The 23,227-nt window shown below is 39.6% G+C and carries 19 protein-coding genes; all 19 read left to right on the top strand.

Annotated features, from left to right (window positions below):
* Window positions 1–13: 13 nt before the first annotated feature.
* Complete coding sequence (locus ACAN52_RS01180; RefSeq protein WP_378950978.1) at window positions 14–4,318, top strand: translocation/assembly module TamB domain-containing protein; 4,305 nt, start codon at window positions 14–16, stop codon at window positions 4,316–4,318.
* 46 nt (window positions 4,319–4,364) lie between these two features.
* Window positions 4,365–5,003, top strand: a complete 639-nt coding sequence (locus tag ACAN52_RS01175) for a sigma-70 family RNA polymerase sigma factor (protein WP_378950976.1) — start codon at window positions 4,365–4,367, stop codon at window positions 5,001–5,003.
* Window positions 5,004–5,159: 156 nt separating this feature from the next.
* The gene (locus ACAN52_RS01170) at window positions 5,160–5,732 is read left to right on the top strand and encodes a hypothetical protein (RefSeq protein ID WP_378950974.1); all 573 of its coding nucleotides are present in this window, start codon (window positions 5,160–5,162) and stop codon (window positions 5,730–5,732) included.
* A 20-nt stretch (window positions 5,733–5,752) separates the two neighbouring features.
* On the top strand, window positions 5,753–7,513 hold the full coding sequence (locus ACAN52_RS01165; RefSeq protein ID WP_378950972.1) for an outer membrane protein assembly factor: 1,761 nt from the start codon (window positions 5,753–5,755) through the stop codon (window positions 7,511–7,513).
* A 56-nt stretch (window positions 7,514–7,569) separates the two neighbouring features.
* On the top strand, window positions 7,570–8,859 hold the full coding sequence (locus ACAN52_RS01160) for a hypothetical protein (protein ID WP_378950970.1): 1,290 nt from the start codon (window positions 7,570–7,572) through the stop codon (window positions 8,857–8,859).
* 86 nt (window positions 8,860–8,945) lie between these two features.
* Window positions 8,946–9,416, top strand: coding sequence for an OmpH family outer membrane protein (locus ACAN52_RS01155; protein ID WP_378950967.1), 471 nt, complete (start codon window positions 8,946–8,948; stop codon window positions 9,414–9,416).
* Window positions 9,417–9,500: 84 nt separating this feature from the next.
* A complete protein-coding gene (locus tag ACAN52_RS01150; RefSeq protein ID WP_378950964.1) occupies window positions 9,501–10,409 on the top strand; it encodes a molecular chaperone Skp in 909 nt (302 codons plus the stop codon).
* A gap of 63 nt (window positions 10,410–10,472) precedes the next feature.
* Window positions 10,473–10,892: an OmpH family outer membrane protein gene (locus ACAN52_RS01145; protein ID WP_378950961.1), complete on the top strand. Its 420-nt coding sequence runs from the start codon at window positions 10,473–10,475 to the stop codon at window positions 10,890–10,892.
* A gap of 20 nt (window positions 10,893–10,912) precedes the next feature.
* Complete coding sequence (lpxD, locus tag ACAN52_RS01140) at window positions 10,913–11,935, top strand: UDP-3-O-(3-hydroxymyristoyl)glucosamine N-acyltransferase (RefSeq protein WP_378950958.1); 1,023 nt, start codon at window positions 10,913–10,915, stop codon at window positions 11,933–11,935.
* Between the two features lie 222 nt (window positions 11,936–12,157).
* The gene (locus tag ACAN52_RS01135) at window positions 12,158–12,784 is read left to right on the top strand and encodes a YjbH domain-containing protein (RefSeq protein ID WP_378950955.1); all 627 of its coding nucleotides are present in this window, start codon (window positions 12,158–12,160) and stop codon (window positions 12,782–12,784) included.
* Window positions 12,785–12,853: 69 nt separating this feature from the next.
* On the top strand, window positions 12,854–13,720 hold the full coding sequence (locus ACAN52_RS01130; protein WP_378950952.1) for a lysophospholipid acyltransferase family protein: 867 nt from the start codon (window positions 12,854–12,856) through the stop codon (window positions 13,718–13,720).
* 211 nt (window positions 13,721–13,931) lie between these two features.
* The gene (locus tag ACAN52_RS01125) at window positions 13,932–16,262 is read left to right on the top strand and encodes a hypothetical protein (protein WP_378950949.1); all 2,331 of its coding nucleotides are present in this window, start codon (window positions 13,932–13,934) and stop codon (window positions 16,260–16,262) included.
* 18 nt (window positions 16,263–16,280) lie between these two features.
* Entirely contained in the window at window positions 16,281–17,054 is a 774-nt protein-coding gene (locus ACAN52_RS01120) for an amino acid ABC transporter ATP-binding protein (protein WP_378950946.1), read from the top strand.
* A gap of 116 nt (window positions 17,055–17,170) precedes the next feature.
* Window positions 17,171–17,995, top strand: a complete 825-nt coding sequence (gene lpxC / locus ACAN52_RS01115) for a UDP-3-O-acyl-N-acetylglucosamine deacetylase (RefSeq protein WP_378950943.1) — start codon at window positions 17,171–17,173, stop codon at window positions 17,993–17,995.
* Window positions 17,996–18,070: 75 nt separating this feature from the next.
* Window positions 18,071–18,499 (top strand): 3-hydroxyacyl-ACP dehydratase FabZ, encoded by a 429-nt coding sequence (fabZ, locus tag ACAN52_RS01110; RefSeq protein WP_378950941.1) that lies wholly within the window; start codon window positions 18,071–18,073, stop codon window positions 18,497–18,499.
* A 182-nt stretch (window positions 18,500–18,681) separates the two neighbouring features.
* Window positions 18,682–19,500: an acyl-ACP--UDP-N-acetylglucosamine O-acyltransferase gene (lpxA, locus tag ACAN52_RS01105; protein WP_378950938.1), complete on the top strand. Its 819-nt coding sequence runs from the start codon at window positions 18,682–18,684 to the stop codon at window positions 19,498–19,500.
* 12 nt (window positions 19,501–19,512) lie between these two features.
* On the top strand, window positions 19,513–20,316 hold the full coding sequence (locus ACAN52_RS01100; RefSeq protein WP_378950935.1) for an LpxI family protein: 804 nt from the start codon (window positions 19,513–19,515) through the stop codon (window positions 20,314–20,316).
* A gap of 21 nt (window positions 20,317–20,337) precedes the next feature.
* Window positions 20,338–21,489 (top strand): lipid-A-disaccharide synthase, encoded by a 1,152-nt coding sequence (lpxB, locus tag ACAN52_RS01095; protein ID WP_378950932.1) that lies wholly within the window; start codon window positions 20,338–20,340, stop codon window positions 21,487–21,489.
* Window positions 21,486–23,210: a lipid A export permease/ATP-binding protein MsbA gene (msbA, locus tag ACAN52_RS01090; protein WP_378950929.1), complete on the top strand. Its 1,725-nt coding sequence runs from the start codon at window positions 21,486–21,488 to the stop codon at window positions 23,208–23,210. The genes lpxB and msbA overlap by 4 nt, the downstream gene beginning before the upstream one ends.
* The last annotated feature ends 17 nt before the right edge of the window (window positions 23,211–23,227 follow it).

The following is a 23,227-nucleotide window of genomic DNA, read 5'->3' as shown; positions in this document are numbered from 1 at the left end:
CAGGAGGCTTCAAATGAAAAAAAGAATAATCCTATTACTGTTGCTATTGATCATCATTACTGTGAGTGGAATATGGGGACTCAGTAAAAGTCAGCAGGTTATGACAGGGGCACAGAGCATATTACGGACGGAACTGTCCAATGCCCTAGGAAGTTTAGTGACTGTAGGGGAAATAGAACTGACTTCATACAATACCATCACAATACATAATACGGTTATTTATGATAAACAAGCTGAGCTATTACTTGCTAGTGAAAAAATAACTGTTACCTATAGTCCGCTTATTATTTTACGTGGACAGGCTGTTGTTGAGGCGATTTCTCATGTGGTAGTTGAAAACCCTACACTGCGGCTCACCAAAATAAATGATGGACACTGGAATATACAAGATTTATTGCAGCAAGAGACTGCAGCCCAATCTTCTTTTGGTGGTAAAGTAAACGTAGTAAATGGTAGTGGGATATTAACTATTTCTGATAAAACGTGGGCAGTAGAAGAACTGAATGGTAGTGTGGATTTTGCCCATAAACCGACGATTGATCTTCAATTACAGGCCCTTCACAAAGGAGCCGTGGTTAAAGCTGAAGGATCAATTAATAATCAAAAAAGAAGTAACTTGCGTATTGAAGCGAGCGAATTATTGATAACAGACTATCAATTATTTTTATCAGAAGGACCACTGAATTTGATAGATGGCAGTTTGAAAAATTTGCAGGTAGCAGTGAGTCAGCAACAGGGGAATATTGAGTGGGCTGGTGAAGCTAGCTTAGCGGGCATCGATGTAGATATCGATGGTATACCCTTACGTCAAGTTGAAGGTAATATGACTTTCTCTAACAAGAATATATATCTATTTACCAAGGGGACGGTCTTTGAGCAACCAATTAATGTGCGGGGGAGTATTCGTATCGATACCAATCAACCGATACTGAATTTGACGGTCGCTTCTGATTCTTTTGATCCAAGGGTTATGGCAAAGGATATTCCTATTAGTGGGGATCTGGCATTTAAGGCTGATATCACGGGTATATCTACCAATCCGATCATTAATGGGAAGGTGGATTTGCCATTAGGACAAATCGCTGGTTATCAAATTCAAAATGGGCAAGCGGCGATTCAAATGATGAATAAAAAAATAATTATGAATCAATCGAGTGCTGATCTATTCGGAGGTCATGTGACCGCCACAGGGGTGCTTGAACTTGCAGACCAGCGCTATCAATTACAACTTAAAGGTCAGCAAATTGATATGGGGTATGTTGCGGACTTAATACCAGGTAGTCAGGGATATGGAGATGTAAATATCGGGGTAAAGGGTATAAAAAACTTTGCAGAAGCTGATATCCAGGGAACAGTTAGCATGGGACAGGGGCAAGTGGCAGGAGTCGCCTTTACTTCCTTCGGTGCGGGCTTTTATCTTCATGGCGAAAATATTGTCATTGATTATGCGAGAGTGAATCTAGGTCAAGGTTTGATAACAGCCCAAGGACAAATTAATCAACAGGTGATCCAATTGGCTGTGTATGGGGAAAATTTGCCACTCGAACAATTAAATTTTCAAAAAACAGGGATGATCAGCGGGAATGGAAATTTTTCTGGTCAGATCACTGGTGTTTTATCCCAACCTGAATTTACTGGTCGATTCACAGCAATGAATGGTCAGGTTGTTAACCAACCATTTGCTCAACTGAAAGGTAATATAAAGGTCAATCAACAACAAGTTCGACTGGATGATACCGAACTGATTCATGGAGTGACGAAGCATGAAATACAAGGAACATTAGCCCTTACTGGTCAACATGAAGTCAATATAGCAGTACGTTCTCACCAAGCTCGTGCCGAAAATCTCGTACAACTATTAATGCCTAATGAGCAATTGACGGGTAATGTGGATAATGAGCTGGTATTGACAGGACCATTAGAAAATTTGAACGCAGAAGGGAAAATCCTTTTGACGGATGGTAGTTTTCGTGGTCAGTTGATTGCCAAAGCGCAAGGTTCCTACAAGCGAGTACAAGGCGTAACGACAATCAGTGAAATGAGTATCCATTCTCTTAATACCCGAATTCAACTGTCAGGGAGCATCTCACCCCAAAATGAATTGAATTTTGATATTATAGCCAAAAATATTAATTTGCAACGGTTAAATTTAAAGTTACCTTATGTCGCGAGCGGACGCGCTGAATTTAATGGAAAACTCACTGGAACCCTTAGTTCTCCTGCATTTAAAGGTGAGTTATCAGCAGATAAATTGACATTAAATGGTCAAGAAGTGACAGGTGTAAATGGTGAGATTGCTGTTCACGATACGGACATTGAGGTGCCGTCAGTCCGCTTTACTCAAGGGGGAGGAACATTTAATTTTTCAGGTGGGTTTGGTATTGAAACTCGTGAAATATATGGTAATCTTGCGGTCGAAAATGCGGAATTAAGTCCCGCATTAACAATCTTAAATATTTCGAATAAGGATATTAAAGGAATTGTTAATGGGGAGATGACATTCAATGGAACGTTGGATCAACCGAATATTTGGTTGACAGGTATTTTAAAAGAAGGTCATATCGGGCAATATCCTGTGGAATCTGTCAAGGTTGATGTTGGACTTGATAATCATCTCATTACGATTCGCGAATTATCTGCTACCCAAGGTAAAGGAGTCTTAGTTGCTCAAGGAACAGCCGATTTGAATGGATTGATTGCGATGGAAATTGGTGGTCGTGATATTGATGCCGGCTTAGTGGCAACTTTATTCAATGCAAAAGTAGAGCCTAAAGGGAACATGAATTTTGCCGCTCAAATAACAGGAACAACCAATGATCCTCATGCTGCTATCTCTTTAGACATTGCCAATGGTGGTATCGGCAGCTCAACTTTTGATTCATTATATGGTCTGGTAATCGTGGATAAAAAAATGATACATGTCAATCAAGTCTTATTAAAGAAAGGCGCTTATCAGGCTAGTGCATATGGCGTTATTCCCGTAGCCGCCCTTGATCCAATTGGTCGTGAGCAAGCTGATGTGATTGATCAAATGGATTTAAAAGTACGGCTAGATAAGGCCAATTTAAGCATATTACCATTTCTTACAAAGGAAGTTGCATGGGCTGAAGGTCAAACACAAGGTGAAATTAATTTGACAGGCACCTTAGCCCATCCACGCATAACAGGTGGGATTAGTGTTAATAATGGTGTAATCAAGTTAGCTGCTATCTCAAATCCCATCCAAAAAGTGGGGGTTGATATTCGTTTTGAAGGTGATACAATAAGTCTAAAGAGATTTGATGGCTACATGGGGAAAGGTTCGTACAGTTTAACGGGTACAGCCAAGCTTCAAGGAATGGCCTTATCAAATTATGATTTAGCCTTAATCTTAACTAAACCCGAGATAAAGAGTAAGTATTTTACAGGAGATCTTGAAGGGAATTTAAACCTGACTAACATAGGTAGTCGTCCTAAACTATCAGGTAATTTGGTATTTGAGAATGACATTATTAATATTCCAATGATCCCCGATATGGTAACATCTAATTTAGATATTGGCCTTGATGTTGAAGTTGCTGTGGGCAAAAAGGTCAGATTTTATAATCCTTACTTGTATGATATCTTTGCTGAAGGTCGCGTGAAATTTGCTGGCAGCACGCGTGAACCAGATTTTTCGGGTCGCATTGTAGGTCTTCGTGGTACGGTTAATTATTTGCGTACACAATTTAAAATCAATGAAGCTAGTGTTGAATTTAAGCAATTTGCTTCCTTTGACCCTATTATTAAGCTCGATGCTCAAACGACTCTACAACAGGTTACTGTCAGTTTAAATGTAAATGGACCGATCAATGCCATGCAGTTTAGTTTGACATCAGAGCCAGCCATGCGACAACAGGAAATCCTCTCTCTTTTGACCTTACGCAGCCATTACGCTGATAAACAAAACAGTGGTAATTCTGGGGGGATTGGACGTGATGAGGTAGTTAGTATATTAGGTGCTGGACTGCAAATGCAGTTCGTTAGTGAAATTGAGGGCAATTTCCGTAGCGCCTTAGGTTTAGATGAATTTAAGTTAGTCCAAGATACGACATCGACGATTGTTAAAAAAAGTTATAGTAATAGTGAGACGGCGACCACGGTATCCCAAGAAGTTTATAATATAGAAATGAGTAAATATTTGACAGATAAATTACTGTTGACCTATACCATGGGGCTTGATCATGATAAGAGTGATTTAGACTTAAGTTACTCTTTAAGCAAACGAACAAGTTTAAATGCATCAATTGATGAAAAAAATCGGACATGGTTTGGTTTTGAGACTCGATTTAAGTTCTAAAAACCGGAAAGTAGTGTTGCTGCTTTTCAGATGAAGGATGATTAACGTGATTCTAAATCAATATTTAAAAGAATTAAAAAAAATTAATTTACTCTCCCGCGAGGAGGAAGAAACTTTATGGATTGGTTATAAAGAAAATCATGATTTGAATTGTCGCAGTAAAATTATTGAACATTATCAACCATTAGTGTTTAAAGCAACTACCAGTTGGCGTTTTGATGATGCCGTTGTCATGGATATGATTCAAGAAGGCACTGTAGGACTCATTGAAGCTGTGGAAAAGTATGATCATCAACGTGGTGTGGCTTTTAGCCTATATGCAATGCATCGTATTCGTGGGCGTATGCTCAATTATATGGAACGGGAAGGTAAACTCGGTTTGCTTTCCATCGATGGCGCTTTGTCTGATGGGCAAGATAGCACCTTCAGGGACTTATTGATTGATCGACAAGCTGAGGTAGCGAGCCAAGCTGAACGTAATTATCTTGTAGAACAGGTAAAAAATGCCATGGACCGTTTGCCTACGAATGAACATGCTGTCTTAAGCGGTGTATTTCTAGAAGATCGTGAACCTAAGCAATTAGCTGAAAGCCTAGACATGAGTCTTTCGCATATTTATCGACTACAAAAACAAGGAATTAGGCGAGTTCGTGGTATGTTGTCGAAATTTATGCAGAATTGGTAATAAAACTTATTTTTTTGCAGTTTCTTTTGTGCAATAGTGTGCAAAGGGGCACATATAAGGTGTAATTTTATATAAAACACAGCTAATTGCGATATTTAGCCCAGTTTGCCCTGTAATCCATGATGAAAAAAAAATGACTTTCGAGGATTGTAGTATATGTTTATAATAGAGGTGATGCATATGGCTCCATTAAAACAACATATGTATCAGCATCTGCGTTCAGCGAAAGAGTGGCTAACAAAAGCTGAAGAAGCTTTTGATAAAGAGCATGATGTTCGTGCTGAACTCGATCTGATGCTGGCTCAAGCTGAATTACAACACGCGAAAGAAGCCAATCGTTCCCAGCAGTGGCGCTATAAATATATAGTGTTTCGCCATGGTGTAGCGTTAGTTCTTGCTATGTTTATGGCGGTTGCTGTGGGTGGTGTTTATTGGTGGACTCATAAACCTGCACTGCTCGTACCTGTTCCACTAGCAGGACAGGTTCATTTGCCAGTAGAAGTTGTGGCGAAAACCGAAACTCAGGTTGTGCCCCCCAAAATGCCAGATGAGAAAAGTGTACCAACACAGCAAGTTGAAAAAGTTGCTGTAAATCCCTCGCCAAGTAAAGTAGAGGAATTTCGAAAACCTGAACAGGCCCCCTATCAGCCAGAGTCAGTTGTTGTTGTATCAGCTGATGAAAAGCAAAAATTAGTGCGGGCCGCCGGAAAATCTCTACGCGGCCAGTAAGATAAAAAAGGAGGTAATGCATGAAAACTCAAAAATCATATGGACATATACTGCTTGCAGCTATTTTTAGTCTCAGTATTGTTCTGGCTAATTTGACCCCTGTGTTTGCTGCTGATCCAACGGGTAAAATTGTGACATCAGTCTCTGTAACTGGTAACTCAGTTGTAACTCAAAAGGCTATTATGGAAGTTGTTAAGGTGAAACCTGGTGATGTAGTCGCAGCTGACAAAATTAAACAAGATATGCAGTCCATCTACGAATTAGGATACTTTTTTGATATTGTATCTAATTTTAATGAAGTTCCTGAAGGGGTCCAAGTGATCTATACTGTCATGGAAAATCCCGCACTGCAAGATATTGTTATCAAAGGCAATACCAAAGTAACGACGGATAAGTTGAATAGTCTACTTACTGTGACTAAAGGGAGTGTTTTGAACTCTAAAATACTCAATGATAATGTGCGGGCGATTGAGCAATATTACCATGATCAAGGATATATCTTGACCAAGGTAAGTGATGTTTCAATGAATCCCAATGGAACGCTCACATTGACCATTAACGAAGGTATGGTAGAAGCGATTCAAATCAAAGGGAATGAGAAAACCAAAGATTATGTCATTACCCGTGAAATGAAATTAAAACCCAATGAGCCTTTTAATGTGAAAGATGCCAAACGAAGTATGCAAAAAGTGTACAACCTTGGTTATTTTGAAGATGTGAATATGAAACTAAATCCGGGTAAAGAACCCAATGCCATTGTTTTTGAAACCACTGTTGTAGAACAAAAAACCGGTAGATTTTCTATTGGTGGTGGTTATAGTAAATCAGATGGCATGGTTGGTATCATTGAAGTTGGTGATGACAACTTTCACGGTACAGGGGATAAAGTCAAACTTCATTGGGAATTTGGCGGTAAAGCCAGTAACCGAAATTATGAAGTGAGCTATAACCGCCCGTGGCTTGATGATAAGCAAACATCTCTTGGTTTTAGTTTTTATGACATGACCAATGAGTATACCGACTATTATGATAATGGCAATTCCCGTTCCACTTATGACAAAAAACGTAAGGGTTGGGATATCACTCTTGGTCGTCCCCAAGGTGAATATGTCCAGAACTATATTTCACTGAAAAATCGTCAAGATAATTATGTCAGTTGGGTATCTGGGATCGATTATTTAGCACCAGTTGGTGGTACGAATTATAATTCAGCTTATAATCAAGAGTATCTTAAAGATAATTTTGGTCTTACGCGCAGTGTTAGTTTGATGCGTGTTTATGATTCACGCGACAATGTATTTAGCCCTACAGAAGGTAATCGTGTTGCGTTAACTGCTGAATTTGCAGGAAGATCCTTAGGAGGCGATTTTAGCTATAATAAATATACTGCTGAAAGTCGTAATTACCTAAAAGTTGGTCATGCTCAAGTTGTTGCTCTTCGTGGAACCCTTGGCTATGCTGATGGTAAGATTCCTGACAGCGGACGTTTTGCAGTGGGTGGTTCCGATACCCTTAGAGGTTATCGTGATGATCAGTTTAAAGGTGATAAAATGCTGGCGGCTTCAGCGGAATATCGTTTCCCAGTCGCGAGTAAAGTCGAAGGTGTATTCTTTACCGATATTGGTAAAGCATGGACTGGTGAAGGATATAAATTAAATGACTTAGAAGCCAGCGTTGGTGTGGGGATTCGTGTTTCCACTCCGATTGGTCCGATTCGTCTTGATTACGCCAAAGGTGGACAAGGTGCTAGAACTCACTTTAGCTTTGGTGGACAATTTTAACTCCTACAATGACAGAGTCAGGTCTATGACCTGACTCTGTAGTCTATCGGAGGTGTATGATTATTTCAATTCGGATTTTCCGCATCTTTTGTAACTTTTTTCTAATATGCTTACTTTTTCTTCCTCATGTGGCTAATGCCTCGGAGCAGGTCATTGAAAAAGTAACGGTTACTATTACAGGGGATCAAACACCGCCAAACCGTATTATGAAAAGAATGTCTGCAAGTGTAGCGACAGTAGGCGATCAAATGCTAGTTGGGCGTAGTGTAGGTGATGTTCAAATCGGCAAAACTTCCTACGAAAAATTGATACAAGAAATATTTGATAGAGTACTGGTAGGTTATTCCGTGGAATTTGTTCGTCTGAATGTAGGATCGACTGTTGACATTCAAGTTAAGATCACGCCATGGGGAGAAGTCGTTCGTGACGTGGCCTTAGAAGTCGATGTTGGTAATCTCTCTCCAGAATTAGCGGAACTGGTAAAGAATGATATGGGGAATCTAGAAGAGCGGGTCAATGAGGTTTTAGTTGGTTTACCCATTGATGCGATTGACTGGGCAGGTGGTGTATCGAAACTTGTCATTCGTGAAGCATTAGCGACGGCGTTGCCAGAGTTTAATGGCAATTTTGATATTGTTCCAGGAACCCATACTGTTATGAAATTATCCCTAACACCTTTAGGGCCAACGGTACAAGATGTACACATCTTATTGCGCTCACGTACCATTCCTAATCTTCTGCTATTTACTGTACGCCCCACAGCAGAACAGTCTGTTCAGAGTTTAGTTGGTTTGCCCGTTGCATTTATAGAACGTCATCGTGCCTATTTTACAACCAAACTTGAAACAGCAGCCATGCAACATTCGATTGCTAAAAACTATGGATTGCAAATCATTCCATCAATTAATCCAGGAGTGGACACTGAAATTACATTAGATGCTGAGACGAAGCGATATAAAGTGTCTCTTGAAGGTTATATGGACGTGGGACGTCCTACAGAAAATACTTCATTTAGACTTCATGCAGGCAAATTTATTGGTAAAGAGGATGAAGCTTTCCTCGAAGTGGATTTTATTCCTAGTACTGTTTCTTGGAATTTCATGCCGGGTTGGGGACATACAATCAGTAAAGGTACTACAGCGGGGATGAAATATAATATTTCTGATCAGTATAATATTCTCTGGCTTGAGCATGATGTGAATCAGAATATGAGTGTACGTTTTGAACGTGCACCAAGAAACGGTAAAAATGAATTTGGTATCAGATATAAAATGCATGATTTTTTAAGTGCAGAATATATCGTTACGAAAGAAGAACAATGGCTTAGACTAATTAGTCACTTATAAAAATCAACGTCTTGAATATGTCTAAGTACCCTGTTATAATGAAAAGGTAAATTTGATGCCAATAGGCAGAGAGAAGGGGTTTATTCGTGCTTAAATTCGGAAAAAAGCAAGTTAAAATTGTGTCATTGACTATTGCAGTATTCTTTATGCTGGGTGTAATTGGAATGGCCTTATCCCAAAGTGGCAAGTCAGTAGCATCTGCTAGCGGTTCATCCAATATTGGAGTTGTGAACTATCAGGTTCTAATTTCCCAGCATCCTGATATGGCGAAAGCACAGGAAGCCATGCAAGCTGAAGTAGAACAAGCAAAAAAAGATTTTGAAACAAAATCAGCAACAATGAATGACAAGGAAAAACAAGATTATTATGCACAAGTGCAACAACGTTTAAGTTTAAAACAACAGGAATTGACAGGACCAGTTTTTGACAAAGTTGAAGCTGCGATCAAAACTGTAGCTGATGCCAAAGGTTTATCCGTTGTTATGGATAAAAGTAATGTTGTGTACGGTGGTCAAGATATTACAGAAGAAGTAGGCAAAAAAATTACTGGTAAATAAAACAATTGCGGCCGAGCAGGTAAGACCCGCTCGGCTCTTTATTAGAAAGTGGGTGATTTGGTGTCCTACATGAGGTTTCTGATCATGATGCTAGTGTTAGCTTTATTTACAGCTGGTTGTGGTGCCAAACCAACTCAAGATACGAAGGTGCAAACCCCACAAGTCGGTATAATTGATATGACAAAAGCAATTAAAGGTCATCCTAAATATAATCAGCTTATGGATCTCACCAAGCAAGCGGATACAATAGCAGGCCAGCTTGAAGCTCAACAACTTGCTGCTATGCAGCAGGTACAATTGAGTCCAGAAATATCTCAAAGCGAGATGGAGGAATTAAGTAAAGTTCTTGAACAAGAATTTAATTCTAAAATGTCAGCGAAACAAGAGGAATTGAGTCCACGGATTAACGCTAAAGCTGATTATGTTCGCCAAACTCTGTCGGCAGAAATGGACGCCTATAATGATCAAATTGAGAAAGAATATGATCCTCAAATTCTCAATCTGCAGCTTAAACTCAAAACAGTGCAGTCAACAAAAGAGGAAACCGCAGCATTACAAGCTGATTTGGAAAAACTTCAGGCTCAGCGTTCTGAAGCTCTTGCTGCAAAGCAGAAAGAATTAGTGGCTCGGATGGATGAATTAGTGTCAGTCGAGAAGAATGCAGTTGAGCAAGAACTTGGGGTCTATGCAAAACAGCTTAATGAAGATCTTGCAAAACAGGCAGGTGTCAAGCAAGCTGAAATAGCTGCTAGAAGTAATCAAAAGCAGCAATTGGCTGTTCAATCGGATCAAGGTTTAAGTGAATTGCAGCAACAGTTGGTTATGAAAAAGAAAGAAATTGAGGCATTGCAAGAGTTTATGCTTGCTAATATTACAGAAAAAACAGCTGCAGTAGGCACTGAAGGTCACTACGATGTTGTATTAACAAATGTTGCAGTCAATGTCAGTGGTGTCGATATAACAACTAAGGTGATTACTGAGTGTAATAAATAATCAAACTGTATATAATAGTACTAGATAATTTGGAAAAAAATAAACGATATTGGGGGATTTATCATGCTACAAACAAGAAAAATGGTTTTACTACTCATGCTAGTATTTATGACTGCTCTACTAGGTGGTTGTGGTGCAAGTGGTGCAACAATTGGTGTAGTTGATGTAAATAAAGTCATGACTGAGAGTCCGCAAGTAAAACAATTTCAAGAACAATTGAATGTAAAAGGCAAAGAATTGAGTGATCAATTAGAAAAAGAAAAAGCAACGTTAAGTCCTGCTGATTTTCAGAAACGCCAAGAAACTGTATATGGTGATTTCATGAAAACAAAGCAAGAGATGGAAACTCAAGTAGATACCAGTATTAAACAAACCTTAGAACAAATTTCAAAAGATAAAAAATTAAGTGTTATCTTATATAAAAATGGTGTGGCCCAAGGTGGAATGGATATTACTGATGAAGTCATTAAAAAATTACAATAATCATCCAGGAGGCTGCTTGATTGAAAAAGACGTTAAGGGAAATTGCTGACTTAGTAAATGGAATATTATTAGGTGATGGTGATATTGAGATAACAGGTGTTACAAATATTGGAGATGCTACAAGCACAGATATTTCTTTTGCAGTAGCACCTCACCTTGATAAGGCTGCACTGTCTTGTGCCGCTGCTGTTATTATTCCTGAAACCATCACTGAATTTGCCAAACCGGCCATCCGGGTTGAAAATCCGAGAATGGCTTTTGTCAGCCTGTTGAAAATATTTACACCACAGATTGCTGTAGCATCTGGAGTTCATTCTACAGCTGTGGTTGGTGATCATGTTAGCATAGGCGAAAATGTATCCATTATGGCCTATGCTGTCATTGCAGATGATGTGGTTATTGGAGATAATACTGTTGTATATCCTCATACCTATATTGGTCATGGGGCAATCCTTGGTAGCGATAGTTTAATTTACCCAAATGTAACAATTGGAGCAGGGTGCCAGATTGGTAATCGAGCGATTATTCATAGTGGAGCCGTTATTGGTAGCGATGGTTTTGGCTTTATTACGATTGATGGTCGTCATCAAAAAGTACCGCAAGTGGGTAATGTACTCATAGAAGACGACGTGGAAATCGGTGCCAATGTGGGCATTGATCGAGCAACGACTGGTAGTACAATTGTTAAACGTGGAACTAAAATTGATAATTTAGTTCATTTAGCCCATAATGTTGTGATTGGTGAAAATTGTTTCTTAGTAGCTCAGACTGGTATTGCTGGTAGTGTAAAAGTTGGTAATAATGTTACCTTTGCTGGACAGTCTGGCTGTGCGGGACATTTAACGATTGGTGATAATTGTGTATTCGCTGCTCGGTCAGCACCCATTAGCGATGTGCCGGCAGGTTCATTCTATGCTGGTTTTCCAGCTCGCCCTCATAAAGCATGGTTGCGTACTGAAGCCAGTGCAAATAAAATACCTGACTTGATTAAAAAAGTTCGGGATTTGGAAAAACGCTTAGCCACAATGGAGAGTGAAAAATAGAGAGCAATCATTGCCTCTATTTTTTTTACCATATATTAACCCAGCTAGGTAAGCAGGAACTTATTTATTCGTGCTGAATATATATAGAATCCATTAGGAATTTTCTCAAGGGAGTGATAGTCTGTTAGAAATGATAGTTGGAACAGACTGACGATTGCCTTTATAAAGTTAAATGGATTCTATAACGTTGTTAAGATTATTTATTTTTAAGGAGTAACAGTGATGAAAAAAATAATGGTGGGGCTAACTTGTTCCTTACTCATGACAACAATGCCTGTATTAGCTGCACCTTCAGTGAATGGATCAACAGGTCTCATTAACACTCCGACAGCAGATGTACTTAGAGGTGGACAAGTTTCAGTGGGGTATTACCACCTGAAAGATGGCGGAGTTGGTACCTTTAATACCAATATAGCACCTAATCTAGAAATCGGTGTGGCTGCATTCCGTTATGATGGACAGAAAAACGAAAGTTATGTAAATGCTAAATTTGGTTTAGTTCCAGAAACGATAATGACTCCTGGTTTATCCATAGGTGTCGAAGATATGGCGAATCGTGGTCAACGTTCTCTCTATGCTGTAGCAAGTAAAGCCTTACCTTTTGGTTTTAGAATACATGCAGGTACAGGGAATGGACGATTTAACGGTGTATTTGGGGGTATTGAGAAAACCATTAATCCCCTGAGTGTTCTCACCGGTAACAATGCCTTTCCAGCAACGACTTTGATTGCTGAATATGATGGCAAAGTGATGAATTATGGTGCTCGTTTATCAATCGTACCAGGACTTAAACTTGATGCAGGCGTACGTAATCATGATGGCTATATTGGGATTAGTTTTACCAATTAAACAAAAAAGGCAAAGACGCAAAGCATAGATTGTCTTTGTGTCTTTGTCCTTTTTAAGAAAGGAGAAGCTATGGTTTATCAATTAGTAAAAATAGTCAGTCGTATCGTCTGTATGTTACCACCCCCTATCTGGCAAAGGATCGGAAAAATGCTAGGTGCTTTTTGTTGGCTGATTGTGCCTACTAAAAGGAAAAAAATGGCTAAGGAAAATATTATGATTAGTCTGTCTCTTGATCCGTATCAGGCGACTGAGATTGCTAAACGGAGTACCACACGTTTTGGTAAAATGTTCATGGAAGTACTGAATATGCCAAACTTTAAAGCCAATCATATGAAAGATTATGTACATTACCAAGGCTGTGAATATCTAGATGAGGCTCTGAAACATGGGAAAGGAGCGATATTGGCTACCGCTCATAGTGGTAATTGGGAGCTCCTTGGTGCCGCTTTGGCCATGTATGGTTTTCCTTTGATCGGTGTGGCTCAAAAACAGACGAATGCAGAGATGGATAAATTTATTAATGAATATCGTAGAATGTCAGGTATGCATATTACCTATAAAACTGGTGTACGAGAAATGGTTAAGATGCTAGGAGAAGGGCGAGTGATTGGTCTCATTATGGATCAGGATGCTCATAGCGATGGTGTGATGGTTGAATTTTTTGGTCGCTTAGCTTCCACACCTCAAGGAGCGGCAGCCTTGGCTCGAATGAAAGATTCACCGATTGTTCCAGCATTTATCACTGAAAATACTGATGGTACTCACAATGTTGTATTGCATCCTGCTGTGTGGGTTGAACGGACCGATAGTCGGGAGGAAGATATTCGTAAGACGACTCAAGAATTAACAAGGACGATTGAGCATCACGTACGCCAACATCCTCATGAATGGTTTTGGTTGCATAATCGTTGGAAAAATACTCCACAAATTAAATAAAGAATGTAAAAAGGTTGCTTTCTAATAAAAAGTAACTTTTTTTATGCTTTTTTATATAAAGTGCATTGCTTTGCATTTTCTTCAACATGAGGAGGAAAACTCTATTACATAAATTCCAATATATACATTTAGCGATAAAAGTATATACTTATAGACTATAAAGTGATATACGTGATATAATTGATCCTTGAAGGAAAGAGGTGACTATATCATGTCTACTATGGTGAAAAAAAATAAAAACATAATGATTACTAGCGTAATCAAGAATTCATTTAAGCGAGATATCTTAATTCTTATCCTAGTCAGTATTGTGATTGGTTCACTTTTGGCTGGAACGGTATCTTTGGCTGCTAATTCTTATTTTTCGAAAACCCTCGCTAATTTAGTCGGTGATTATGGTGAATATGATTTTATTATTCAATCTCGAGAAGAGATGAAAGAGGATACAGCCGTTCATATTCAGAAAATCATTGATGAAGTTTTTCCAGGGGCGAGGATGAAAGAAGGTCCGACCATTACTGGTAAGACTTCTTTTTTTATAGCTGTGCCTGAAGAATATAAAACTAAAAATACCTATGAAGATTTAGGAAAAATATTTGGTGGAATTCCTGGTGGTGCTGGTGTCGGAGTGCTCACAGAACCGCGCCTCACTCTACGTGGTGTACCTGAAGGTGCCAAAAATATGTTGATTGAAAAAATTAGTCAAATGCCTGGCGTGCGCTTTGCTTTTCATGATGGTGCATCCCTAGGTGTCGTATTGACGTCTCTTGATCAATCAACAGCAGTCAATGGGGCGATTAAAGAATTACTCAAAAAGTATCAGGTTATTGAAATCAGTTTCCCAGTTGGTAGTGAACCGCAAAATCCTATTCGTATGGGTGAAGGGATTGCAAACGCTATGCAAACTCAATTACAACTGGAATATGCACAAAATGTATCGATTGATGGAAAAAATGATGACATGACATATATGGTCAGTACCATGATGGAACTTAAACGCTTCCTTCAGGCCTATGCAAGTCAAGTTGTTATTGCAGTCAATGGTAATGAAAAAGTGTCGAAGGGAGATTTTGTAGCTTTTTCTAGTTCGCCAACGCCTTTAGCCCTTGGTGAACCTATAAGTAAAAATAATATCATAGTCGAAATCACTGGGGTACGTCCTGACGGATCAGTAGAAGGTAAGATTACTCAAAATGATGCGGCTGCTCTCATGAATCCCCAGGGTTATAAAGTAACAAATAATATGATTGGTTCTTCTATAGGGACAGCTACAATTCGTAATCCAAGGCAGGAGCTGAGTGGCGCTCTTGCTGAAACTTCTAAGGTTGTTAGCCAGATCCCTGGTTTTGCCAGTGATGTACAAAATTTAAGTAGCATTGCGACTACGACATTAAATAACTATGGTGCCAGTATAAAAGTTGTCAATCAAACTTTAGATAGTTTAGAATCGGCTGGAAATACGATTCAGTCAGCTACAGCTGGTTTAGCCAATATTGATACAAGTGCATTACAAGGTCAGTTGGATAGTTCATCAAGGGCAATGGGGGGCTTAGTGAATACTTTACAGGTCTTTAAATTGCTGAATGGAGATGTTGGGGCTACCCTTGATACGTTATCGAGTGCGCAAAGAAATATAGGGACATTAAAATCTGGTTTAGGTGCTCTTGATCATGTTGCCGCTGATGCGCGAAAGGCTAAAGGAGCCATTGATAATATTGTTGTGAATGGGCACAACGCAATTGGAACATTGCAGGCTTTCGATGTGAATGGTACGCAAAATAACCTGGCCAGTGTGACGAATCGGTTGGCACAACTTGGACAACTTAACATTCCTCTTATGACGACTCAGCTTCAATATATGTCAGCGTCCGTACCAAATTTGAAAGATGATGAAATTAACCATTCGGTCAATTTATTAGATAAGTTTATCGCTGGACAAGTCATTCCTGGTGAACGAATTCAAATTCTTACGACAAGCAATATGAGTATTGATGCCATAACACCTGTTGTGTATAATCAAGTCGGACATCATAATGTCTCCTTATATTCTACGGACTTGGGAGTGATCGAACCCAATCCTCGTGGTGAGTTATATGGAGTATTGAATGAAGTACGGGCTATTTTAGCTGCGATGACAGCAAGCGTGTTAACTTTGTTATTCTTAGCTCTTGATCATACGGCAGTGATGACCGTTATACGGCGCAGACGGGTTATTAAAAAAGGTAAGATTCTCACAGCTTTAGCGACTCCAGAACGTTGTTATGGTATGGCAGTAGGCGCAGTCATCTTAACGGTTACCTTTATCCTAACACGCGCTGGTATTCCTTATCTGCCTTGGGTATGCGTACCGATCATCGGCGCAGTACTAGGCCTTATTGTCGCGAGCTATACTGAAAAGATCAGCCCTGTTTCAGGAGAAGAAATTATGGCTGGACAGTCCTTGGGGTTATCAATGGATGAAATCATGCGAGAAATTGTCATTCCAAGCGGACGTCCTGGTTTGCTGCAAAAATTAAATCAACGTCATGTAAAATTTAAATAACAGAGAGGAGGTAGCAGCATGCTGACGATTGAAAATCTTTATAAAAAATTTGGCAGCGTGGTAGCAGTGAATAATCTGAACTTGCATGTCAAGCGCGGTGAGACAGTCGTACTGATGGGGCCATCTGGTTGTGGTAAATCAACGACTATTCGCACGATTAATCGTTTGATTAATCCTGATAGCGGTTCTATATGCTTTGCTGGTACTGAGATGACTGACTTGTCTGCTGAGGAATTAAAAAATATTCGTAAACGTATTGGATTTGTATTCCAACAGTTTAATTTGATTGGTCGTTTGACAGCAGTCGAAAATGTCATGCTGGGACTTGTCATGGATGGTGTACCGAAAGAAGTGGCCTATGACAAGGCAATGGAGGCATTGGGTAAGGTTGGACTAGAAGATCGACCAGATCATAAACCTGTTGAAATGTCAGGTGGGCAGCAACAGCGGATAGGGATTGCCCGCGCACTCGCCTTTGAACCAGAACTTATGCTATGGGATGAGCCAACGGCTTCTCTTGATCCTATTTTAGTAAGAGAAGTATTAGTGATTATGGAAGAATTAGCAAAATATCGTGCAAGTACTATGCTAGTAGTTACTCATGAAATATCATTTGCGATTCATGTCGCTGATCGAATTGTACTCATGGATAAAGGAAGTATTGTCGAAGAGGGTGTGCCTGAAATCGTATTTGGGCAGCCTCAGTCTCATATTGGACGACAGTATAAAGAGTTGATTGAATATCAGCAAATGACGAATGCACGGACTCTAAATAGCAAAATCATTGTATAAAAGGTGAAGAGATATCGTGATTTTTCCTCAATTTCAAATAATTTCTGTAGAAAGCTCTTGCAGGGAAGTGAAATATTCTATAGAATGTATAAAGGTTATCATATCAGGAGGGTATTATGCAGCAAACAACAGTAGCGAAAACTGTAACATATACGGGTATAGGGCTACATTCAGGGAAAAGTGTAACGATAACTCTTCATCCGGCACCTATAAATTCAGGCATCATCTTTGCTCGGACTGATTTACCAGGGATACCCCAGGTAGCAGCCGTTGCTGGCAATGTTACAAATGCCATGCGAGCGACGACTCTTGAAAGCGGAGTTGCTAAAGTTTTTACAGTGGAACATCTCTTGGCCGCTTTTTATGCCATGGGAATCGATAATTGTTTAATAGAAATTAATTCAGTAGAACCGCCTGTAGCAGATGGTAGTTCATTACCCTTTGTACGTCTGCTTGAAGAAGCTGGCAGTGTAGAGCAAGAGGCATTACGCAACATCATTGATGTAAAAGAAGCGCAAACAATACGAGTAAATGATAGCTTTATTACGATCGTACCTTATGATGGTTTTCGAATTACTTTTACGTCGATTAATCCTCACCCCATGCTTGGAGTACAATTTGGCGATTATGAAATCAACACAGAAACATTTGTGAAAGAAATTGCGTCAGCACGTACTATTGGTTTTATGCATGAAGTTAAATTACTGCAGGATCAGGGCCTCGCTTTGGGTGGTAGTTTAGAAAATGTCGTGGTATATGATGATGAAACAGTATTGACACCACTGCGATTTTCCGATGAGCTGGTACGTCATAAAATTTTAGATGTTGTTGGAGATTTAGCTCTTGTTGGTCGTATTAAAGGTCATGTCATTGCCGTTAAATCCAGTCATGCCATTAATACTGCACTGGCTAAAAAAATTATTGAATCTTGTAGTAAATAAAACTCAATTGCTAACGAGACAATGTGTTAGCATTTTGGCGATAAAAACATATATTATAGAGGGAGCTGAAAGTAAATGTTGTCTGCAACTGAAATACAAAAAGTCATTCCCCATCGTTACCCATTTTTATTAGTAGATCGTATTATTGAACTTGAACCAATGAAAAGAGCTGTTGGCATTAAGAACGTCACGATCAATGAACAGTTTTTTCAAGGACATTTTCCAGGGCATCCTGTAATGCCTGGAGTTTTGATATTAGAAGCTATGGCTCAAGTCGGTGGAGTTGCAATGCTCTATCCTGATGAAAATCGGGGGAAATTGGCCTTCTTTGCTGGTATGGATCGTGTTAAATTTAGAAAACCTGTAGTACCAGGTGATCAATTACGGATGGTCGCTGAAATTATTAAGGTGCGGAGCGGCATGGGAAAACTATGGGTACAGTCTTTTGTTGACGAACAGCTTGTCGCTGAAGGTGAATTTTTATTTGCTTTGGCACAAAAGTAAAGAAAAAAGAAGAAAAGTAGTGAAGTTCGGTCTATAAATTCAGGTAATAAATAGATTTTACCGCAAATGACTTATTTTGACCGAATTTAACTTGTCACAATCAGACTAATCAGTCGGATTATAAAGACAGCAAGTAAAACGGTAAGTCGAAGGTACTTACTAGAGAAGGAGTTGATGTGCAGATGAAACCAGAAAAAGTTGTTATATCTCTGCGTAAAATACATGAGACAGCAGTTGTTCATCCAGGGTCTCGCATTGGCAAGGATGTTGAGATTGGCCCCTATGCAGTTATTGGTGAAAATGTAGTCATTGGTGAGGGGACAAAAATCGGCGCCCATGTAGTAATTGATGGTTGGACTAGCATTGGGAAAAATTGTACAATATTTCCAAGTGCATCGATTGGCTCAGAACCCCAAGATTTAAAATTTTGTGGTGAAAAAAGTTATGTGTTCATTGGTGATAATACTAAAATTAGAGAATTTGCTACTGTGAACCGCGCGACTGGTGAAGGTGAAGAAACGCGGGTTGGTTCTGACTGTTTATTAATGGCTTATACCCATGTTGCCCATAACTGCGTAGTTGGAAATCATGTGGTCATGTCCAATGCTGCTACGTTAGCTGGTCATGTAGTGGTTGAGGATCGTGCGATTATTGGTGGGTTGGCAGGTGTTCATCAGTTTGTAAAAATTGGAATGAATGCTATGATCGGTGGTGCATCGAAAGTTGTACAAGATATTCCGCCATTTGTCATTGCTGATGGTCATCCAGCACGTGTATCAGGTCTCAATAATGTAGGTATGGCACGAGCAGGTATTGGCATCGAAGCTAGAAAAAATATCAAAAAAGCGTATAAAATATTATATCGCTCAGGATTAAGTTTGGCTCAAGCAATTGAAATGATGGAGCAAGAATTAGAATCTTACCCTGAAGTTGAGCATTTCCTACGTTTTCTACGGAATGTAGAACGAGGTGTCTGCCGTGGTCGTAGAGATGGGGAATAGGAGCGCAAAGGGATGAAAAGTATAGGTTTATTAGCCGGTGTCGGAGGATTGCCGGTGCAATTTGCCCGTGCCGCTCGCGGCATGGGCTTTAGCGTGATTGCTATTGGTGTGGTTCCTGGTGTAGATCCAGAATTGGAACAGGTCGCTGATAAAACATATCATATTAGTGTTGGTCAATTACAAGAAATATTGACGACGCTCAAAAATGAAGGCATTACGCAAGTCACCATGTTAGGCAAAGTTACGAAAGAACTCATGTTTACAGGGACTGTAGCCCTTGATAGCCGCATTCAAAAGGTATTAGCAAGTCTGACTGATAACAGTGATGATACGATTATGTTAGCTTTTGTTCGAGAATTTGCAGGCGAAGGCTTTACAATTCTTGATCAAACTGCTTTGATTAGAAGCCTTATGCCTAGCGCTGGCATACTGACAAGCCGCGCGCCAACAGTAGATGAACGTGCTGATATGGACTTTGGTTTTACTATGGCCAAAGAGATGGGGCGTTTAGATATTGGACAAACTGTTGTAGTCAAAAAATGTGCTGTTATGGCTGTAGAAGCCATTGAAGGTACTGATGTTTGTATTCGTCGTGGCGGAGAACTTGGTCGAGGAGGCGTAACCGTTGCCAAAGTTTCCAAACCCAGTCAAGACCTGCGCTTTGATGTACCAGCAGTGGGTATGAGTACATTGCAGTCTATGTGTGCTGCTGGTGCGACGGCTCTAGTCGTTGAAGCCGGTAAAACACTCATTATTGACCGTGAAAAGGTCGTGCAAATGGCCAATGATCATGATATAACAATTGTTGCAATGTGAAAAGAGTGATGGAGGCTGCTTATGTGTAAAATCATGATTTCAGTAGGTGAAGCATCAGGCGACCTACATGGGGCAAGTGTAGCCCGTGCTTTAAAAAACATACAACCAGATAGTAAGATATTTGGTATGGGTGGGAAAGCTATGAGGGCGGCTGGTGTAGATATCGTATATGATATTGCTGATTTAGGTGTGATTGGGTTTGTTGAAATAGTGAAAAACTTACCTAAGTTATTTAGATTACGCGATACTTTAGGCGAGCTGATGGAACGTGAACGCCCTGACGTACTTGTAATTATTGATTATCATGGCTTTAATATACGCCTGGCTAAAATTGCGAAACAAAAAGGAATTCCAGTCATATCCTATATCTGTCCCAAAGTATGGGCATGGGGACGGGGGAGAGCAAAAGAGGTGGCCGAAACAGTAGAGAAAGTGGCGGCCATTTTTCCTTTTGAAGTTGATGTGTATCGTGAAGCGGGCGCGAAGGTAACTTTTGTAGGTCATCCACTACTTGATATTGTCAAGACTACGATGGACAAGGATGAGGCCTATCACTATTTTGGGGCACGTCCAAAAGAACCTGTCGTACTTCTGTTGCCTGGCAGTCGTCAACAAGAAATTGTGAATTTGTTACCTGTGATGCTTGAAACAGCTGAAAAAATAGTGAAACAAGTACCGAATTGTCAATTTTTCTTACCTGTTGCTTCGACAATTTCCCGGGAAATGATTCAAGATATGATAAATCAGTATCATGTTCCAGTTATTTTAACACACGATAACACATATGACTTAATGAATATAGCTGATGTTGCGATTGCTGCATCTGGAACTGTTACTCTTGAAGCCGCCATTTTAAATCTACCTACAGTTGTTATTTATAAAGTAGCAGCCCTAAGTTATTTTTTAGGTAAGATTGTAATTAAAATTCCTCATATTAGTTTGCCTAATATTGTTGCAGGTCGAAAAATTGTACCTGAGCTATTGCAATATGCCGTCAATGCGGACAATATTGCTAAGGAGACAATGCCAATTCTAGTTGATTCCAATGTGCGTAATACCATCCTTCAAGACTTAGCTGAGATGCGAGAGAAGTTAGGTAGTCCAGGTGCCGTCGAACGGGTAGCGCATGAAATTTTGGCAGTTGCTCGTAGCCCAGTAGGAGGTAGTAAATGACAATCTATATGCGCCTCTTGAAATATATCAAACCTTATTTACAGCGTATGGTAGTGGCGATTATCTGTATTATCCTTGCAGCTAGTGCCAATCTATATGTACCGTGGATCTTACGGGATATTATTGACCAAGTATTGGCAAGCAAAGATATGTCGATGCTTAATACCATTGCAAGTGGGATTGTTGTTGTATTTTTCTTGCGAGGAATCTTTTTTTTCGGACAAACTTATTTGATGTCTTATATTGGACAAAAGGTTATTATTGATATTCGCGAAGCTGTGTATCGGCATTTACAACGATTATCCTTATCTTATTATGAAAAACGTCAGACTGGTCAGCTGATGAGTTATATTACAAATGACGTGGCGGCTGTTCAAGGTGCTCTCGTTGAAAGCATGATTGAACTGGTTACGGAAGGCATGACTTTAATTGGTTCATTAGGCGCTATGTTCTATCTTCATTGGCAGTTATCTCTTTTGACGTTGGTAACAGCTCCTTTAGTTGGACAAACTATGAATATCTTTGGGAAAAAACTGCGCAAATCCAGTGCGTTGATACAAGAACGTGCGGCTGATATTACATCCGTTTTACAAGAAAGTATTTCATCGGTGCGAGTGATTAAATCCTTTGCCCGCGAAGAATATGAAATTGAACGTTTTAAAAAAGAAAATCATCAAAATTTTCGTGCCCAAATGAAAAACTCTCAAATTATGGCGACGCTTACGCCCATTATTGAGTTTGTGGCTGCGATTGGAATTACCATGATTATCTGGTATGGTGGACGAGAAGTCATTAATAATAATTTGACAGCTGGTTCTTTGATTGCTTTTTTAGTGTATGCTGTCAATTTATCCAATCCTATTAAACGTTTGAGTCGCGTGTATGGAAATATACAAAAAGCCTTAGCAGCCGCTCAACGGGTATTTGATGTTCTCGATACCCAACCAGAAATTCAAGATATGCCTGGTGCCAAAGTATTAGAACAAATTGATGGTTATGTAACATTTAACCAGCTTACCTTTGAATATAAACCAGGTGAACCAGCTTTAAACCAAATTCAACTAGAAGTCAAGCCAGGACAGGTCGTAGCGATCGTTGGACCGAGTGGGGCAGGAAAAACAACCATTGCCAATCTCATTCCAAGATTCTATGATCCGATTGCGGGGAATATTACCATTGATGGCATTGATATCAAAACAATTACTCTAAAATCTTTGCGTGAACAAGTTGGTATTGTTCCTCAAGAAACAGTATTATTTAATGGTAGTGTTTATAATAATATTTTGTATGGTAATTTAGAGGCCGGCCGAGATGAAATTATTGCTGCTGCGAAAGCTGCAAATGCCCATCAATTTATCATGGATATGCCTGATGGCTATGACACACAAATTGGTGAACGTGGTTCAAAACTTTCTGGCGGTCAGCGGCAACGTATTTCCATAGCGAGAGCTATTTTGAAAAATCCAAGAATCTTGATTCTTGATGAGGCGACTTCTGCATTAGATGCAGAAAGTGAAAAATTGGTTCAACAAGCCGTAGATAAGTTAATGATTGGTCGAACTTCTTTTGTCATTGCCCATCGATTATCTACTGTCAAACGAGCTGATATGATCGTTGTGATGGAGCGAGGGAAAATTGTAGAGCAAGGTACACATGATGAACTAATCGCATCTGCGGGCTTATATAGTAAGTTATATCAAGTTCAGTTTCAAAGTAAGTAAGGGGAAAGTTAAAAAAA

The organism is Pelosinus sp. sgz500959 (genome assembly GCF_042610375.1).
Taxonomy (GTDB): Bacteria; Bacillota; Negativicutes; order DSM-13327; family DSM-13327; genus CTSoil-075.
The sequence above is the reverse complement of the archived record's forward strand: the minus strand, read 5'-3'. Positions and strand labels throughout refer to the sequence as shown.

What these genes read in the sequence shown, in the direction of transcription:
- ACAN52_RS01180 (WP_378950978.1), top strand. Translation starts at nt 14, where the DNA reads ATGAAAAAAAGAATAATCCTATTACTGTTGCTATTGATCATCATTACT.
- ACAN52_RS01170 (WP_378950974.1), top strand. Translation starts at nt 5,160, where the DNA reads ATGTTTATAATAGAGGTGATGCATATGGCTCCATTAAAACAACATATG.
- ACAN52_RS01165 (WP_378950972.1), top strand. Translation starts at nt 5,753, where the DNA reads ATGAAAACTCAAAAATCATATGGACATATACTGCTTGCAGCTATTTTT.
- ACAN52_RS01160 (WP_378950970.1), top strand. Translation starts at nt 7,570, where the DNA reads ATGATTATTTCAATTCGGATTTTCCGCATCTTTTGTAACTTTTTTCTA.
- ACAN52_RS01150 (WP_378950964.1), top strand. Translation starts at nt 9,501, where the DNA reads ATGATGCTAGTGTTAGCTTTATTTACAGCTGGTTGTGGTGCCAAACCA.
- ACAN52_RS01145 (WP_378950961.1), top strand. Translation starts at nt 10,473, where the DNA reads ATGCTACAAACAAGAAAAATGGTTTTACTACTCATGCTAGTATTTATG.
- ACAN52_RS01135 (WP_378950955.1), top strand. Translation starts at nt 12,158, where the DNA reads ATGAAAAAAATAATGGTGGGGCTAACTTGTTCCTTACTCATGACAACA.
- ACAN52_RS01130 (WP_378950952.1), top strand. Translation starts at nt 12,854, where the DNA reads ATGGTTTATCAATTAGTAAAAATAGTCAGTCGTATCGTCTGTATGTTA.
- ACAN52_RS01125 (WP_378950949.1), top strand. Translation starts at nt 13,932, where the DNA reads ATGTCTACTATGGTGAAAAAAAATAAAAACATAATGATTACTAGCGTA.
- ACAN52_RS01120 (WP_378950946.1), top strand. Translation starts at nt 16,281, where the DNA reads ATGCTGACGATTGAAAATCTTTATAAAAAATTTGGCAGCGTGGTAGCA.
- lpxC (WP_378950943.1), top strand. Translation starts at nt 17,171, where the DNA reads ATGCAGCAAACAACAGTAGCGAAAACTGTAACATATACGGGTATAGGG.
- fabZ (WP_378950941.1), top strand. Translation starts at nt 18,071, where the DNA reads ATGTTGTCTGCAACTGAAATACAAAAAGTCATTCCCCATCGTTACCCA.
- lpxA (WP_378950938.1), top strand. Translation starts at nt 18,682, where the DNA reads ATGAAACCAGAAAAAGTTGTTATATCTCTGCGTAAAATACATGAGACA.
- ACAN52_RS01100 (WP_378950935.1), top strand. Translation starts at nt 19,513, where the DNA reads ATGAAAAGTATAGGTTTATTAGCCGGTGTCGGAGGATTGCCGGTGCAA.
- lpxB (WP_378950932.1), top strand. Translation starts at nt 20,338, where the DNA reads ATGTGTAAAATCATGATTTCAGTAGGTGAAGCATCAGGCGACCTACAT.
- msbA (WP_378950929.1), top strand. Translation starts at nt 21,486, where the DNA reads ATGACAATCTATATGCGCCTCTTGAAATATATCAAACCTTATTTACAG.